Source organism: Rahnella sp. BIGb0236 (genome assembly GCF_004364755.1).
Classification (GTDB): Bacteria; Pseudomonadota; Gammaproteobacteria; order Enterobacterales; family Enterobacteriaceae; genus Rahnella; species Rahnella victoriana.
Map to the genome: position 1 here is coordinate 1 of NZ_SOAO01000013.1, position 15220 is coordinate 15220.

Genomic DNA, 15220 nt, shown 5'->3' on the forward strand with positions numbered 1-15220 from the left:
AATAATAGATGCTTGAAAGAGATTTCAATGATCAACGACGTAAATCAATCATTGAAATGAACATACAAGGTTGGGAGGGGGTTTTAAAGGCTAACACCACGTCAAAGCAAACTTCAACTCATTGATTTCGCTTTAATACCCCACCCCGGCCCTCCCCTTCGCCGGGAAGGGCGCGGAACAAATCACGCTTCCGGCGCTATCTCCCCGCTCATCTGCGGAGGCTGCTTACGAAACGCATTGGTGATGAACGCCAGATATCCGAGGCCAATCGCGCCCCAGACTAAGCCCAGAGTCATCGAACTCGATTCCAGATTCAGCCACAACGCACCGACGGTCAGCGCACCAATCACCGGCAGGATCAGGTAGTTGATGTGATCTTTCAGCGTGCGGTTACGTTTTTCACGAATGTAGAACTGTGAAATCACCGACAGGTTCACGAAGGTGAACGCCACCAGCGCGCCGAAGTTAATCAGCGCCGTCGCGGTTACCAGATCAAAGGTCACCGCAGACATCGCCACCACACCGACCAGCAACACGTTGAAGGTCGGGGTACGCCATTTCGGATGCACATAACCGAACAGTTTTTCAGGGAATACGCCGTCGCGGCCCATCACGTACAGCAGACGGGAAACACCCGCATGTGCAGCCATGCCGGATGCCAGAACGGTTACACAGCTGAAGCACAGGATGACGGACTGGAAGAACTTACCGGCCACGTACAACATGATTTCAGGCTGAGAAGCGTCCGGATCTTTGAAACGCGAGATATCCGGGAAGTACAACTGCAGGAAGTAAGACACCACGACGAAGATGACGCCGCCAATCAGCGCGGTCAGGAAAATCGCTTTCGGGATAACTTTACCCGCATTTGGCGTTTCTTCTGACAACGAACTGATACCGTCGAAGCCCAGGAACGAGAAGCACAGAATGGTCGCCCCGGTGATCATCGGCACCACGTGCGCATTCTCACTGAAGAATGGCTTGGTGGTCGCCAGCGTGCCCATGCCCTCGCCCATGTAAACGCCACGGACTAACAGACCCAGGAACACCACCATGATCGCCACCTGCACGACAACAATAATGCTGTTCAGGTTAGCCACGATCTTGATGCCGCGCAGGTTGAAGGCGGTCATCATACCGACCAGCGCCACGACAAATATCCACGACGGCACGCCAGGGAAGATGGCTTCCAGATAGATTTTCGCCAGCAGGATGTTGATCATCGGCATGAACAGGTAGTCCAGCAGTGATGACCAGCCGACCATAAAGCCGACGTGCGGGCTGATGGCTTTTTGCGCGTAAGTATAAGCAGAACCGGCAGACGGGAAACGCTGCACCAGTTTGCCGTAGCTCACGGCGGTAAACAGAACGGCGATCAGCGCGAAGATGTACGCGGTTGCGACGTGACCATCGGTCAGGCCGGAGACAATGCCGAACGTATCGAAAATAGTCATCGGTTGCAGATAGGCAAGACCCATCATCACCACCTGAACCAGTGTCAGGGTTTTACGCAGTTGTACGCGCTGAGTGGCCGGAGCGGCAGATGCATTAGCAGACATGGTTCAGCCCTCCCTGAATTGCAGACACCGGGCGCTTAAACGCCTCTGAACGCAACGTACAGGGAAAACTTCGTGAGTTATTACCAGTAAACGGGGGATAGATCTTCACGTCGCTGAACGCGGAGGTGAAGGCTGTGCGAATTTGGCCGCAGCTGAAAGAAGCACCGGCGGGCACCGGTACAGGTTTGAAGTATTGCCCCATGTTACATTTCCTCATAGTGGCGACCGTTTTTGATTTGGGGTCGCACACGAACCTTGTTATCTATCCGGATCTGGGTCCGGCCTCTGTTAAATTAGTTTGGGTACTGCATATACAAAAAAAATAACCGGCGCCTTTAAGCGTCGGTTATCTGCAGTGCGGCGTATTTTGCACAAATCATGCATGAATGACAACATTCAGAGGCGTTGAGTTACAAATTCTTTTCCGGCATTGAACATGATGCGCGTATTCGTTAACCGTATTACGCGTTACGTAACATCCAGTCTATTTCTGTTTCCGTCACCCGTCGCTCGAACTGCAACAGTTCATCGGATTTACAGGTGTGATAAACCTGCGAGAAACGCTCGCCGAGGATTTTTTTCAGCGCAGGCTGGTCATCAAAATCATACAGCGCATCGCTCTGGCGGATTGGCAGCGGAATACCTTCCTGTTCCAGACCGTTACCGGTGACCGGTTCCGGCAACGGCAGGTCGTTATCCAGACCATACAACATGCCCGCCAGCACGGTGGCGACCACTAAATATGGGTTGGCATCGGCACCGGCCACGCGGTATTCCACACGGTGATCGGCAGTCCCGCCGCACGGCACACGCAGTGCAACGGTACGGTTATTGTGGCCCCACGACGCCTGCGTCGGCACATACATGCCCGGCTGGAAGCGGCGGAAGGCATTGACGTTTGGCGCCAGCACCGCCATCGAGGCAGGCATCAGCGCAATCATGCCGGCGAGAGAGCGTTTCATCAGCTCTGAATCTTCGCCATTGGCACCGGCAAACAGATTTTTGCCGTTGTCGTCGAGCACGCTGAGATGGATGTGCATCCCGCTGCCCGCGTATTCGTCGTAAGGTTTCGCCATAAAGGTGGCGTCCATCTCGTGATTTTCTGCCACCAGCCGCACCAGACGTTTGAGCATCAGGGCGTAATCGCAGGCACGCAGAATATTTTCACTGTGGTGCAGGTTAATTTCGAACTGGCCGGGCGAAGATTCCGCCACCGCGCCATCCGCCGGTAGCCCCTGAATGTGCGCCAGACGGTCAATGTCACTGAGCACATCGGCGAAATGATCGAGATTATCCACCGAGTAAACCTGAGTGTGCACGCTGCGTTCCTGGGTGCCCGGCGTACACGGCGGCTGGATATAGCCTTCCGCATCCCGCTGCCTGTCGAGCAGATAGAACTCCAGCTCTACCGCTACCACCGGGAATAAACCCCGCTGGCGCAATGTTTGCCAGATATGGTTCAGCACATTGCGTGGTTCAACGTTAAAGGGAGTGCCATCTTCGTCAAGCATGGTCAGTAACAACTGGCCGATGTGTTCGGGGTCGGCGGCAGAAGGCGTTAAGGTGCCGGGGACCGGTACGCAGGTGCGGTCGGGTTCGCCCAGTTCCTGGCCTAATCCGGCTTCTTCCACGACATTACCGAGAATGTCCATGGCGAAAACCGATGCCGGGAAATAACAGCCTTTTTCGAGTTTACGGAGTGCTGAGACGGGAATGCGTTTGCCGCGGAAGGAGCCATTGAGATCGGTGAGCAGGACGTCGACGTGAAGGGTTAGCGGGTGACGCTCCAGGTATTGAGACACTTCATCCTGGAACGCGCTACTTCGCTCTTCAGCGTGCTTAGCGAGGGGTTCGCTAATCTCTTTTTTGATTTCGTTCATCAGTTCAGTCGCTTGCATAGGTTATCCGCCATTTGCTGGTTTCCGGCATATCAGGCACCACCATGATGCCAGCCGGTCATGCTTTACCGGGTAATTACTCTGTTCAACGCAGTGCTCTCATGGTGATGGGATCCTCTCGCTTTATGCTCAAACTGCTTATGCCGAGCCGTTTATTGCTCAAAATAACGGCCATATCATTAACCCTAGCCTTAACATTAATTATTTGCAACACCCACATTCTCGCAACATATCCGTTTGAAAAGCGACCAGTGCGCTGCTAAATTGGTCAATGAAAGGTCAATATTCTGAGCAGTCACGTGCGGGGAGGCGCGGACTGTCAGTCAATTCATCTACTCAACGAGGCGGTATTATGGGCAATATATCTTCCACGGCATCCACGGGGAAAGAGACCCTTTACAGACCGGTCATTGGGGTAGTGATGTGTGAAAACACGGTTGATGAAAACCCTGCCCTCACGGTCCATGAAAAGTATCTGGACGCCATTTTTAACGCCGATGCCCTTCCCGTCTGTCTGCCGCACGAACTGGCAGCACGCGAAGGGGCGATAGACCAGATTCTGCGCGGTCTGGACGGCATCTTCCTCACCGGCAGTCCCAGCAATATTGAGCCACATCAGTACGGTGAAGAAGGTGTCGAGGCGCTGGCCGATCCCGGCCGCGACCGCCTGAGTTTGCAGCTTATCCGCGCGACGCTGGATAAGAAAATCCCGCTTTTCGCCGCCTGCCGTGGTTTGCAGGAGCTGGTGGTCGCCACCGGTGGCAGTTTGTACCGCAAAGTGCAGGAGGTGCCGGGCTATATGGATCACCGCGAAGACACCACCCTGCCGCATGACAATCAATATGACGTGGTGCATCCGGTGCATATCGAACCGGGCGGCTTACTTTCAGAATTATTACCCGATTATCAGCAGTTTCAGGTGAACTCCCTTCACGGTCAGGGAGCCAACCGTCTGGGGCCGGAACTGACCGTGGAAGCACGCGCACCGGACAATCTGGTGGAAGCCGTGAGTGTCCGCAATCATCCGTTTGCCCTTGGTGTGCAGTGGCATCCGGAATGGCACAGCCTGACAGACCCCGTGTCGCGTCAGCTGTTTAACGCTTTTATTGCTGCCTGTCGCAACGGCCATCAGGTCCGCAGCGCCGTAGAGGAATAAACGGATGAGCGAAGTCAGTCTGGCGCCTGGTCGCCGGCTTTCTGAAATTCGCCAGCAACTCGGGATGTCACAACGCAAAGCCGCCGAGTTGTCTGGCCTGACACATAGCGCCATCAGCACCATTGAACAGGATAAAGTCAGCCCCGCCGTCAGTACGCTACAAAAATTGTTGCGGGTGTACGGGCTGTCACTTTCGGAATTTTTCGCCGAAGAGAATAAGAGTAATGAGCCGCGGATCGTGATCAATGCGGCGGATTTGATTGAGATCGGCAGCCGTGGCGTGTCCATGCGGATGGTCCACAACGGCACGCCAAACCATACCGTCGCCATGCTGCTGGAAACGTATCAGCCCGGCAGCACCACCGGCGACAAAATCAAACATCAGGGCGAGGAAGTCGGCACCCTGTTAGAAGGAGAAATCATTTTAACCGTCAACGGTCAGAGTTACCCGCTGCGTGCGGGACAAAGCTATGCCATTAACACCGCGAACCCACACAGCTTCAGTAATATTTCGTCGCGGATTTGCAGGATTGTCAGCGCACATACCCCTAATACCTTCTAGTTGTCATCGGCTCCGGGCGTGGCAACGGGAACCCAAAGAAGGATGTCACCATGAGTGCTCAAACAGGAAGTCCCCGCGCTGCCGGTGTGCCGCACACCGACAGCTATTACGCCAGTTCCGTCAACGACCACGCGCCGTGGCCGGAGCTGACGGACAATATTGAGTGCGATGTCTGTATTGTCGGTGCCGGTTATACCGGCATCTCTTCTGCTTTATATCTCTGCGAAGCCGGGTATGACGTGGTGGTGCTCGAAGCCGCCCGCGTCGGCTGGGGCGCCAGCGGGCGCAACGGCGGACAAGTGGTCAATTCCTACAGCCGCGACATTGATGTGATTGAAGACCGCTACGGACGTCAGACCGCCGATATGCTCGGCAGCATGATGTTTGAAGGCGCGAACATTATCCGTCAGCGCATCGACCAGTACGCTATCGACTGCGATTACCGTCCCGGTTGCATCTTTGCCGCCCTCAGTGCGCGCCAGCTGGCGAAACTGCGGGATCAGCAAAAGCTGTGGAACCGGTACGGTCATACTGAACTGAAACTGCTGGATGAAAGCGCCATCCGCCGCGAAATCGCCACCGACCGTTATGTCGGCGGGCTGCTGGATAAAAACGGCGGTCACCTTCATCCGCTGAATCTGGTGCTGGGTGAGGCCGAAGCGGTACGCCGTCACGGCGGGCGGATTTATGAAGGCTCCGCCGCCACGCGCATCGAACACGGCGAACCGGCGCGGGTACATACCGCCAAAGGTCAGGTCAAAGCGAAGTATGTGATTCTGGCGGGTAACGCCTATCTGAGTCAGCAACTTGCGCCGCGCCTGACGCGCCTCAGCATGCCGTGTGGCTCGCAAATTGTCGCCACTGAACCGCTGTCGGATGACATGGCGCTCTCGCTGTTGCCGAACAATTACTGCGTCGAAGACTGCAATTACCTGCTCGATTATTTCCGTCTCACCGCCGATAACCGCATGTTGTATGGCGGCGGCGTGACGTACGGCGGCAAAAATCCGCCGAATATCGATTCGGTGATCCTGCCTAAACTCAACCGCACCTTCCCGCAGCTGAAAGGCGTGAAGATTGATTACCGCTGGGGCGGCAATTTCCTGCTGACGTTATCGCGCCTGCCGCAGTTTGGCCGGCTGGAAAATAACGTCTATTACATGCAGGGTGACAGCGGACACGGCGTGACGCTGACGCATCTGGCCGGCAAGCTGATCACTGAAATGCTGCGCGGCGACGCCGAACGTTTCGATGCCTTTGCCCGCCTGCCGCATATGCCGTTCTTCGGTGGCCGCAACTTCCAGGTGCCGTTTACCATGCTCGGCGCGGCGTATTATTCCCTGCGCGACCGGCTGGGCGTCTGAGGGTTGTTCCCCGCAGGTATGCTGCGGGGAACAACGATTTGTCAGGCTTTTCCCGCCACCGGAAATTCGCTGTCAGTGCCGACTTCGGGCAACTCATTCAGATCTGGCTCGATCCCTTGCGAAATGTAATCTTTTGCGGCAATCGACTGTTCATTGCCTGCCGCATCGCGGATCAGCACATGTTTGATCGCCCCGTCTTTCATCACCTCACGGTGTACACCGGTAAATTCACTCATTGTGGTTTCCTTTTTGATCAACTGCACAAAGACATTGTTCATCTCTAAGCATAGTTTTTAATTCTTAAGTGCAACTAATAAAAATCCTAAATGACCTCAACAACGCGCTCATTTTCCTGATAAATTAAAGGCATTGTCACTGATGACGACACCGCCCGCCCCCGCGCCATTCATGCTTTACAAGGAGAACACTCTTGGACGCCAGCACGATTAATACACTTTTCTTTATTGGCGCCCTGTTAGTTGCGGCGAGCATTTTGCTCAGTTCGTTCTCTTCTAAGCTTGGCATCCCTATTTTGGTCATTTTCCTGGCAATCGGCATGCTGGCCGGTGTCGACGGGATTGGCGGTATTGCATTCGATAATTACCCGGCCGCGTATCTGGTCAGTAACCTGGCGCTGGCGGTGATTTTGCTCGACGGCGGGATGCGGACCCGCGCTTCATCTTTCCGCGTTGCCCTGTGGCCTGCCCTGTCGCTGGCCACCGTCGGCGTGCTGATCACCGCCGGTCTGACCGGACTGGCCGCCGCATGGCTGTTTAATATCAACCTGATGCAGGGCTTACTGATTGGCGCAATTATCGGCTCGACCGATGCGGCGGCCGTCTTCTCCCTGATCGGCGGTAAGGGCCTGAACGAACGTGTCAGCGCCACGCTGGAAATTGAATCCGGCAGCAACGACCCGATGGCAGTGTTCCTGACCATCACCCTGATCGACATGATTTCCAAAGGCGAGCACGGCCTGAGCCTGATGTTTGTGGTGGATGTGGTCCGCCAGTTTGGTCTCGGCATTGTGTTTGGTGTCGGCGGCGGATGGCTGCTGCATAAACTTATCAACAAAATTACCCTGGCGGCCGGTCTATATCCGCTGCTGGCATTCAGCGGCGGTTTGCTGGTGTATGCGGCGACCATGTCACTGGAAGGCAGCGGCATTCTGGCGGTGTATCTGTGCGGTCTGATGCTCGGCAATATGCCGATCCGCAACCGCCACGGCATTTTGCAGACCTTCGACGGACTGGCGTGGCTGAGCCAGATCGGCATGTTCCTGGTGCTCGGTTTGCTGCTGACCCCCAGCGATCTGCTGCCGATTGCCATCGCGGCGCTGGCGCTGTCGTTGTGGATGATCCTGCTGGCGCGTCCGCTGTCGGTGTTCGTCAGCCTGATCCCGTTCAAAAACTTTACCCTGCGCGAGCGGTTCTTTATCTCGTGGGTCGGTCTGCGCGGCGCGGTGCCGATCATTCTGGCGGTGTTCCCGATGATGGCCGGTCTGCCTAACGCGACGCTGTATTTCAATGTCGCCTTCTTTATCGTGCTGGTTTCCCTGCTGCTTCAGGGCACGTCATTAGGCTTTGCGGCGAAAAAAGCCAAAGTGCTGGTGCCGCCGCAACCGACCCCCATTTCCCGCGTCGGGCTGGATATCGATGTGTACAACGACTGGGAACAGTTTGTGTATCAGCTGGGTTCCGACAAATGGTGCGTCGGTGCTGCACTGCGTGATCTGCAAATGCCGCAGGCAACACGCATCGCGGCGTTATTCCGGGGCAAAGAGATGCTGCATCCGACCGGCAGTACGCGGCTGAAGGAAGGCGATATTCTGTGTGTGATCGGCCAGGAAAAAGATTTACCGGAACTGGGCAAACTGTTCAGCGACAGCAATAAAGTGGTGCTGGATGACCGCTTCTTCGGTGACTTTATTTTGCAGGCCGATGCGCCGCTGGATGCGATTTCACAACTGTATGGTCTGAATCTGGAAGAGACGGTCGATCAGTCGCAAACCCTGGGGCATTTCGTGATCAAACTGCTCGGTGGCGAACCGGTTATCGGTGACCATATCGAATGGGACGGACTGACGTGGACAATTGCGGAAATGGACGGGAATCGGGTCAGTAAAGTCGGTGTGAGGATTGTGACGCAGAAGGCATAAAATTATAGCTCCCCACCCTTCGCAGGGGGAGGAGCTAAATCATTACGGTATTACTGACCGGCTTGCGGGTCTTTGTCGTAGTCTGAACAAGACTGATAGCCTTTATTCATGACATGACCGGTGTCGTTAAAGCTGACGAAGTAAGTCTGTGCTTTACCATCACGCGGCGCGACCGCATAAGTCTGACAAGTCCCTTTCGCATGAACCAGAGTCGCTTCCGTTGACGGCGGCCCTGCAATGGCACGAACCTGCGATTTCGTCATCCCGACTTTCACGTCGCTGACAACCGGCTCTTTCACGTAACTCGCTGCACGGTCGTAAGTCTGACACCCTGCCAGTACCGAAACTGCTGTAGCAACCACAAGTAACATTTTCTTATTCATAACTTCTCCTCCTGAGTATTTTTGTCTTGTTAAGCATAGAGGACATAAGGGATTTTGCCAGCCGATATGACTTCTATTTGTTGATTGCTACAGATTTTAAGTTTTTTCTGATAACCGGAAATGACCTCTTTAGCGCGGCCTGACGGACATTTTTTCTGTAAGTGAAAAGAGGATTTTCAGCGCTTTTTGATCTATACATGAAAGAGGTAAGCCATTGATTGCGCGACAAGGAGCCATTCCTGATGCATTTGGATCGACGCCGGTTCGTTACTTTGCTGGGTGTTTTTGCCCTGATGCCACTCCCCCGGAAAGGCTTCGCGACGCCCAGAGAGGTTGCTATGGATACAGTGTTGATTAACAAACCTGACGGCGGTGTGCCGAATAACACCCTGCCGGTACTGATTTATCACCGCGTCATTCCGCCTGATACCGCCGATAATGCCGGTTACCTCGAACACCTTTTCCGTTCAAACGGCTGGCCGCCACAGTGGCGCTATCCGGTGTATACCTTCACCCATTTCCACTCCAATACCCCGGAGGCGCTGGGCGTGTTTGCCGGTACGGCAAAACTGCAACTCGGCGGTGAACACGGCAAGATTATTGAGGTAAACGTCGGGGATGTATTGCTGCTGCCTGCCGGAATTGGCCATAAGCAGATTTCAGCGGATGAAGATTTTATGCTGGTCGGCGCGTATCCGCCGGGGATGAAAGCCGATTTATGCCACGACGAGCTGCCGCAACTGGCGGCACGGACCAAAGCGGTGAAGGACGTGCCGCTGCCTGCCACCGATCCGGTGACCGGACACAGTGAAGGCAGCATGCTGGTCTGGCATAAAAAGTAAAACCGGTCACAGCGGCAGCATCATCACCGTGACCTGCTCCCCAGCCAGCTCGCGTTGTTCAGCTTCCTGCCAGCCCAGACGGGCATACAATGCCTGCTGATCCGGCGTGTACAGCCACAGCGCGTCAATGCCTGCGGCGCGGGCTTTTTTCACACAGGCCCGCACCAGCGCGCTGCCGATGCCTTTTCCGCGCACAGGCGCACAGGTAAAGACTTCACCCAGCCAGTATTCCCGTTCCGCACGATCGGCCAGTTCATAACGGATCACACTGGCGGTGCCCGCAATCCCCTGTTCATCCGCCAGCGCCACCAGGGTGAACTCATGGTGACCGGCGCTGATACGCGTCTGTAAGCGCTGACTGATCCGCGCCGGTTCCGCCCAGTTTTCAAACGCCGACCATTCTTCATGAAGAAGTTGCGAAATTGCCGGGATATGTCCCGTATTTTCTGCCAGCGAACAAATTTCCAGCCCGTTGATGACCATTCAAAATCTTCCAGATGACTGAGGTGATGTCACAATTTGTCCGGCGGCAGCGTGCCTGTCAAGCCTCAGGCCGCTGTCAGGGCAAACCGCGCCACGGCTTTTTCCAGCCGCTGCGACTGATCCAGTAACTGCCGGGATGACGCCGCGGCATAATCGGCCAGTTTGCCATTTTGCAGGGTCACCTGGTTGAGCGCCGTGATGCGTTCGGAGACATCGTGAACACTTTGCCCCTGATACTGCGTCGCTTCTGAAATCTCCTTCACCAGCGCGCTGAGGCCGTTGAAAATATGAATGATCTCTTCCAGACTCTGGCTCAGCACATTGACCGATGCGGAGCCGCGACCGATTTGCTGCACCGATCCGTCAATCAGCTGATGGATACCGCGCGTCGAATGGCTGCTCTTTTGCGCCAGCAGTCCGATTTCTTTCGCCACCACCGCAAATCCGCGTCCGTGCTGCCCGGCATGTGCGGCTTCAATGGCCGCATTCAGCGCCAGAATGTTGGTCTGGAACGCCACGCTGTCGATCATCGAAACGATGCTGCTCATTTCTGACGACTGGCTGACGATCTCTTTCATCGCGGTGTCCACCTGCCCCATCACTTCACCGCCGCGTGTCGCCACGCCTTTCGCCTGCTCGGCCCGTTTGCTGGCCTGCTGCGCATGGAGGGCGTTTTCTTTCACCCGTTCATTAAGATGCGTGATGTGCTCGGTGGCGGCTTTCAGCTCTGTGCTCTGAATCGCCACCTGTGCCGATAATTGCTCATTACCTTTCGCCATCTGATCGATATTCAGCATGATGTGCGCAGACGCATCACGCACCTCACCGACCAGTTTTTGCAGCCCGCGCTGCATATTACGCAGGCTGACGCCCAGCTCGCGGACTTCGGTTACCCGCGCATTATCGTCTTCGACATCGCGCGATAAATCCCCGGCAGCCAGCACGCTGATGTGCCCGATCATGCGTTGCAACGGACGGATAATCCACGCAGACACCCCGCGCCAGACCAGCACCGCAATCACCGCCAGAATGACCAGCGCAGCCATAAACAGGGTTTTCGCCTGTGTCAGTGCATTCAACAGCCGGTCGCTCAGTGACACCGCCGTCCGTTCGTTAACAGCCAGATAAGCATAATATTTCTGACTGAAATCATCCTGAAACGCCTGGATCGGCACTTCAAAGAAAGCATCAATATTGTTGTTTTTTTGCAGACCATCCGCCTGTTCACGCAACCCGTCGCAGAACATCTGATAGCTGGCCTTCAGGTCTGTGGCGGCCTGATTGCCGTCTTTGGTCATCTTCTGAAACTGCGTGAAGGCTTTCTGCGATGCGGTCAGTGAGCCGAGCGATTCTTCCATCAGGCTGTTCCAGCTGCCGACCGAGCCGGTTTCTTTATCCTGCATGTAATAAATGCCAGCACGGTTGAGTTTGTCACTGGCCATCAGCAGTTCCATGCGGGCTTTATCCATCACGGCTTGTTGCTGACGCAAATTTTCGGTGGCGATCACGTTGTTTCGCGCATCCTGCAGGATGTTGGTGAGCACCACGGTGGAGAAAATCTGCAAAGCAGAAAATAGGGCGATAACACAAATTACCCCAAAAAGTATTCCCCGTGGACGTCTGAAGAAAGCAGATCGAAACAATCTGTTGAATGGCATCTTATCAGTAAGTGAAAGAGTGGTTAAATTCATGATTATTCTGCATTATTTAAACAAGAAGCAGAATTTTACTCGCGGGAAATGACAGAAATATTTCAATAAATTGTCCGACTTACGGTAATACCCTAAATAATTGAAGCTGCAGGAAGGCGGCAAGCGATGGGATCCCGATGAGCTTACATAAGTAAGTGATTCGGGTCCCTGAACGCAGCCAACGCACCTGCAGCTTTAAGTATGACGGGTATTATTTAGGGAAGATCCACACATGGTTTTCGGGAAGTGCCAGACGGCAGTGCTGCGGATCGCGCACATCGGTGCCATAGGCGCGAATGACAAAATCATCGCCAGCCGTGCGGAACAGATATTCCCAGCGGTCACCGAGATACATGCTGGTCAGCAACGGTAATTCCAGCTGATTCTCGCCCGGTCCGTCGGCCAGCACCACGCGTTCGACGCGGATCACCGCCGTGCCATCCTGACCGGCCTGCACGCCCTCTCCCGCCTGCCCCCACAGCACCCAGCCGCTGCCTTCGATGCGCGCTTTGCCGTCGCGCACTTCAGTGACTTTGCCGTGCAGACGGTTGTTGCTGCCCATGAATTCGGCGGTAAACAGCGTTTTCGGCGAACCGTACATTTCCTGCGGCGTGCCCTGCTGTTCGATTTTGCCGTTGTTGAGCAACAAAATACGGTCAGAAATCGCCATCGCTTCGTTCTGGTCGTGCGTCACCATCAGCGCCGACAGCCCGAGTTTGATGATCAGTTCGCGCAGGAACACCCGCGCTTCTTCACGCAGTTTGGCATCAAGGTTCGACAGCGGTTCATCGAGCAGGATCACCGGCGGGTTGTAAACCAGCGCACGGCCAATCGCCACGCGCTGCTGCTGTCCGCCGGAAAGCTGATGCGGATGGCGCTTGCCCAGATGCCCCAGCCCCAGCTGATTCAGCACGTCCTGCACACGTTGAGTGATTTCCCCGGCTGACACTTTGCGTAATTTCAGCGGATACGCCACGTTCTCAAACACGGTTTTGTGCGGCCACAGCGCGTAAGACTGAAAAACCAGCCCGAGATTGCGCTCTTCGGCCGGAATTTCGCTGCGCGGCGTGCCGTCGTAGACTTTGTTTTTGCCAATGACGATGGTGCCTTTCACCGGTTTTTCCAGCCCGGCCACTGCCCGCAGTAAGGTGGTTTTGCCGCTGCCGGAAGGCCCGAGCAATGACACCACTTCGCCGCGTTTCAGTTCCATGGAAACGCCCTTCAGCACCGGATTGTCGCCATAAGTTAAGTGCAGATTGTCGACCGATAATTCAATCATGTAATTTGACTCCGAAACGAAGGGCAATACCCAGACCTAACACCACCAGCAGGATGTTAATAAAGGAGAGCGCGGCAACGATATCAATGGCACCCGCCGCCCACAGGGAAACCAGCATCGAGCCGATGGTTTCCGTGCCCGGCGACAGCAGATAGACACCGGTGGAATATTCGCGCTCGAAAATCAGGAACATCAGCAGCCACGAGCCAATCAGGCCGTAACGCGACAGCGGAATGGTGACGTGACGGGTGATCTGCCCGCGCGTCGCACCGGTACTGCGCGCCGCCTCTTCCAGCTCCGGCCCGACCTGCAACAGCGTCGAGGAGATCAGCCGCAGGCCGTACGCCATCCACACCACGGTATACGCCAGCCAGACACTGAAAATCGTACTGCGCAGCGATCGTAGCCAGACCACCAGGTTATCGCGCAGCCACTGCGACCACGGCATACCGGAAAGCCAGCCGGATTTGAGCGCGTTATCCAGCCACATCGGCAGGAACAGAAACACCCACAGAAACGCCAGACCGGCCAGCAGCCCCGGCACCGCACGCGGCACCAGTACGCTGTAATCGAGGAAACGGGTCACGCCGTCCGGTTTACGGTGCATCGCGATGCCGATAAACAGATAACAGGCCACCGCCAGCGCACCGCCGATCACACCAATCGCCATGGAGTTGACGATAGCGCGCAGCAGGTTGGGCTGTTCCCAGATCGTGCGAAACGTATTGAGTGACAGTTCACCCCAGATGGACACGCCGACACCCCAGTTGGAGATAAACGCGCGCAGCATCACGCCAATCAGCGGAACGCCGATGGTCACCGTCAGCCAGAACGCCACCACGGCACCGGCTACCCAGCGCCATTTGCCAAGCGGCAAGGCTCGCGCCTGTGACGCCTTACCTTTCACCGTGACAAAACGGTTGGCCGTACGCATCAGGCGGCGCTGCAACATCACCAGCGGAATAGTGATACAAATCAGCACCACGGCCACCGCAGCCATCAGGTGATAAGACGGCGTGCCAAGTTTGTTGGTCAGCTGATACAGATAGGTCGCCAGCACCATGTTGCCTTCCGGGTCGCCGAGCACCAGCATCAGCCCGAACACTTCCAGCCCGAGGAAAAACAACAGAACCGTGGCGTAGAGAATCGACGGGCGCACCATCGGCAGACTGACGGCGGTCATCACCTGCAACGGCGAGGCACCGGCGGTACGCGCGGCTTCTTCGACATCCGACCCGACGCTGCGCAGCGCCGAGGAGATATACAGATACGCATGCGGAACGTGCGTCAGACCGGCAATCACCACGATGCTCGACATGTCGTAGATGTTCCACGGCACGAACCCAATGATCGACTGCGCCCACAGCGAGAAGAACCCGACCGGCCCAGCCGCCACCACATAACCAAAACCCAGCACCATCGGCGAGACGAAAATCGGCACCAGGATCAGCGGTTCAATCACGCGTCTGCCCGGTAAATCGGTACGCACCATCAGGAACGCCAGGATCCCGCCGAGCGGAATGGCGATCACCACTAGCCCGAAGGCCAGAATAAAGCCGCTTTTCAGCGCCTTGTAGAAATCCGGATCGGTAAAGATGAATCCAAAAGATTCGAGGCTCCATTCTTTCGACGGCGAAAAGAACGGCGCGGAGAGGAAACTTTGTATCACGATGAACGACAACGGGATGTAGATAACCAGCGCCGTTATCAACACCACAATGCCGCGCGGCAGGCTCTGCCACTTTCTGCGCAATGTGTTCATGTTACTTCCCTTCGGTTAGAAACAAGGAGAGCGAAATCAGGCAGGAAAAAGGAAGCGCGACGGAAAGTGACGCGCTTCGATAT

Annotated in this window: 13 protein-coding genes; 5 read left to right on the forward strand and 8 right to left on the reverse strand. The window is 55.6% G+C overall.

From position 1 onward, the window contains the following. Window positions 1-182: 182 nt before the first annotated feature. Together EDF78_RS20610 and EDF78_RS20620 are read right to left on the reverse strand one after the other, a co-directional pair. Complete coding sequence (locus EDF78_RS20610; protein WP_095922549.1) at window positions 183-1559, reverse strand: APC family permease; 1377 nt, start codon at window positions 1557-1559, stop codon at window positions 183-185. 461 nt (window positions 1560-2020) lie between these two features. Further along, complete coding sequence (locus EDF78_RS20620; protein WP_119822945.1) at window positions 2021-3439, reverse strand: glutamine synthetase family protein; 1419 nt, start codon at window positions 3437-3439, stop codon at window positions 2021-2023. A gap of 370 nt (window positions 3440-3809) precedes the next feature. Between EDF78_RS20620 and puuD the strand changes: the two genes are divergently transcribed. Genes puuD through EDF78_RS20635 form a run of 3 tightly spaced genes read left to right on the forward strand, consistent with a single transcriptional unit; the run spans window position 3810 to window position 6539 of the window. After that, window positions 3810-4613 carry a gamma-glutamyl-gamma-aminobutyrate hydrolase gene (puuD, locus tag EDF78_RS20625; RefSeq protein ID WP_095922551.1) on the forward strand — a complete coding sequence of 268 codons (804 nt, stop codon included), beginning with the start codon at window positions 3810-3812 and terminating at the stop codon, window positions 4611-4613. A gap of 4 nt (window positions 4614-4617) precedes the next feature. Continuing rightward, complete coding sequence (puuR, locus tag EDF78_RS20630; RefSeq protein ID WP_095922552.1) at window positions 4618-5175, forward strand: HTH-type transcriptional regulator PuuR; 558 nt, start codon at window positions 4618-4620, stop codon at window positions 5173-5175. A gap of 50 nt (window positions 5176-5225) precedes the next feature. Further along, entirely contained in the window at window positions 5226-6539 is a 1314-nt protein-coding gene (locus EDF78_RS20635; RefSeq protein WP_131693707.1) for an FAD-binding oxidoreductase, read from the forward strand. Window positions 6540-6580: 41 nt separating this feature from the next. Here EDF78_RS20635 and EDF78_RS20640 read toward each other — a convergent pair whose 3' ends face one another. Continuing rightward, on the reverse strand, window positions 6581-6775 hold the full coding sequence (locus EDF78_RS20640; RefSeq protein ID WP_162928528.1) for a hypothetical protein: 195 nt from the start codon (window positions 6773-6775) through the stop codon (window positions 6581-6583). A 194-nt stretch (window positions 6776-6969) separates the two neighbouring features. Between EDF78_RS20640 and EDF78_RS20645 the strand changes: the two genes are divergently transcribed. Further along, window positions 6970-8697: a potassium/proton antiporter gene (locus EDF78_RS20645; RefSeq protein ID WP_119822246.1), complete on the forward strand. Its 1728-nt coding sequence runs from the start codon at window positions 6970-6972 to the stop codon at window positions 8695-8697. Between the two features lie 50 nt (window positions 8698-8747). Here the strand turns inward: EDF78_RS20645 and osmE are convergent, their stop codons facing one another. Beyond that, entirely contained in the window at window positions 8748-9080 is a 333-nt protein-coding gene (gene osmE / locus EDF78_RS20650; RefSeq protein WP_095922556.1) for an osmotically-inducible lipoprotein OsmE, read from the reverse strand. A gap of 338 nt (window positions 9081-9418) precedes the next feature. On the opposite strand from osmE, the gene EDF78_RS20655 reads away from it, so the two are divergent. Then, window positions 9419-9922: a cupin gene (locus tag EDF78_RS20655; RefSeq protein ID WP_229921061.1), complete on the forward strand. Its 504-nt coding sequence runs from the start codon at window positions 9419-9421 to the stop codon at window positions 9920-9922. 6 nt (window positions 9923-9928) lie between these two features. On the opposite strand, the gene EDF78_RS20660 is transcribed toward EDF78_RS20655, so the two are convergent. From EDF78_RS20660 to EDF78_RS20675, 4 genes are all read right to left on the reverse strand, one after another. Then, window positions 9929-10405, reverse strand: coding sequence for a GNAT family N-acetyltransferase (locus tag EDF78_RS20660; RefSeq protein WP_095922558.1), 477 nt, complete (start codon window positions 10403-10405; stop codon window positions 9929-9931). A gap of 65 nt (window positions 10406-10470) precedes the next feature. Next, window positions 10471-12096: a methyl-accepting chemotaxis protein gene (locus EDF78_RS20665; RefSeq protein ID WP_133823816.1), complete on the reverse strand. Its 1626-nt coding sequence runs from the start codon at window positions 12094-12096 to the stop codon at window positions 10471-10473. 211 nt (window positions 12097-12307) lie between these two features. Then, on the reverse strand, window positions 12308-13375 hold the full coding sequence (locus EDF78_RS20670; RefSeq protein ID WP_095922560.1) for an ABC transporter ATP-binding protein: 1068 nt from the start codon (window positions 13373-13375) through the stop codon (window positions 12308-12310). Further along, window positions 13368-15137, reverse strand: a complete 1770-nt coding sequence (locus tag EDF78_RS20675; protein ID WP_133823817.1) for an iron ABC transporter permease — start codon at window positions 15135-15137, stop codon at window positions 13368-13370. Before EDF78_RS20675 ends, EDF78_RS20670 begins: the two co-directional genes overlap by 8 nt. Between the last annotated feature and the right edge of the window lie 83 nt (window positions 15138-15220).

Excerpts from the sequence above, each read along its gene's own strand:
- EDF78_RS20610 (WP_095922549.1), bottom strand. The coding sequence starts at position 1,559 with ATGTCTGCTAATGCATCTGCCGCTCCGGCCACTCAGCGCGTACAACTG.
- EDF78_RS20620 (WP_119822945.1), bottom strand. The coding sequence starts at position 3,439 with ATGAACGAAATCAAAAAAGAGATTAGCGAACCCCTCGCTAAGCACGCT.
- puuD (WP_095922551.1), top strand. The coding sequence starts at position 3,810 with ATGGGCAATATATCTTCCACGGCATCCACGGGGAAAGAGACCCTTTAC.
- puuR (WP_095922552.1), top strand. The coding sequence starts at position 4,618 with ATGAGCGAAGTCAGTCTGGCGCCTGGTCGCCGGCTTTCTGAAATTCGC.
- EDF78_RS20635 (WP_131693707.1), top strand. The coding sequence starts at position 5,226 with ATGAGTGCTCAAACAGGAAGTCCCCGCGCTGCCGGTGTGCCGCACACC.
- EDF78_RS20640 (WP_162928528.1), bottom strand. The coding sequence starts at position 6,775 with ATGAGTGAATTTACCGGTGTACACCGTGAGGTGATGAAAGACGGGGCG.
- osmE (WP_095922556.1), bottom strand. The coding sequence starts at position 9,080 with ATGAATAAGAAAATGTTACTTGTGGTTGCTACAGCAGTTTCGGTACTG.
- EDF78_RS20655 (WP_229921061.1), top strand. The coding sequence starts at position 9,419 with ATGGATACAGTGTTGATTAACAAACCTGACGGCGGTGTGCCGAATAAC.
- EDF78_RS20660 (WP_095922558.1), bottom strand. The coding sequence starts at position 10,405 with ATGGTCATCAACGGGCTGGAAATTTGTTCGCTGGCAGAAAATACGGGA.
- EDF78_RS20665 (WP_133823816.1), bottom strand. The coding sequence starts at position 12,096 with ATGAATTTAACCACTCTTTCACTTACTGATAAGATGCCATTCAACAGA.
- EDF78_RS20670 (WP_095922560.1), bottom strand. The coding sequence starts at position 13,375 with ATGATTGAATTATCGGTCGACAATCTGCACTTAACTTATGGCGACAAT.
- EDF78_RS20675 (WP_133823817.1), bottom strand. The coding sequence starts at position 15,137 with ATGAACACATTGCGCAGAAAGTGGCAGAGCCTGCCGCGCGGCATTGTG.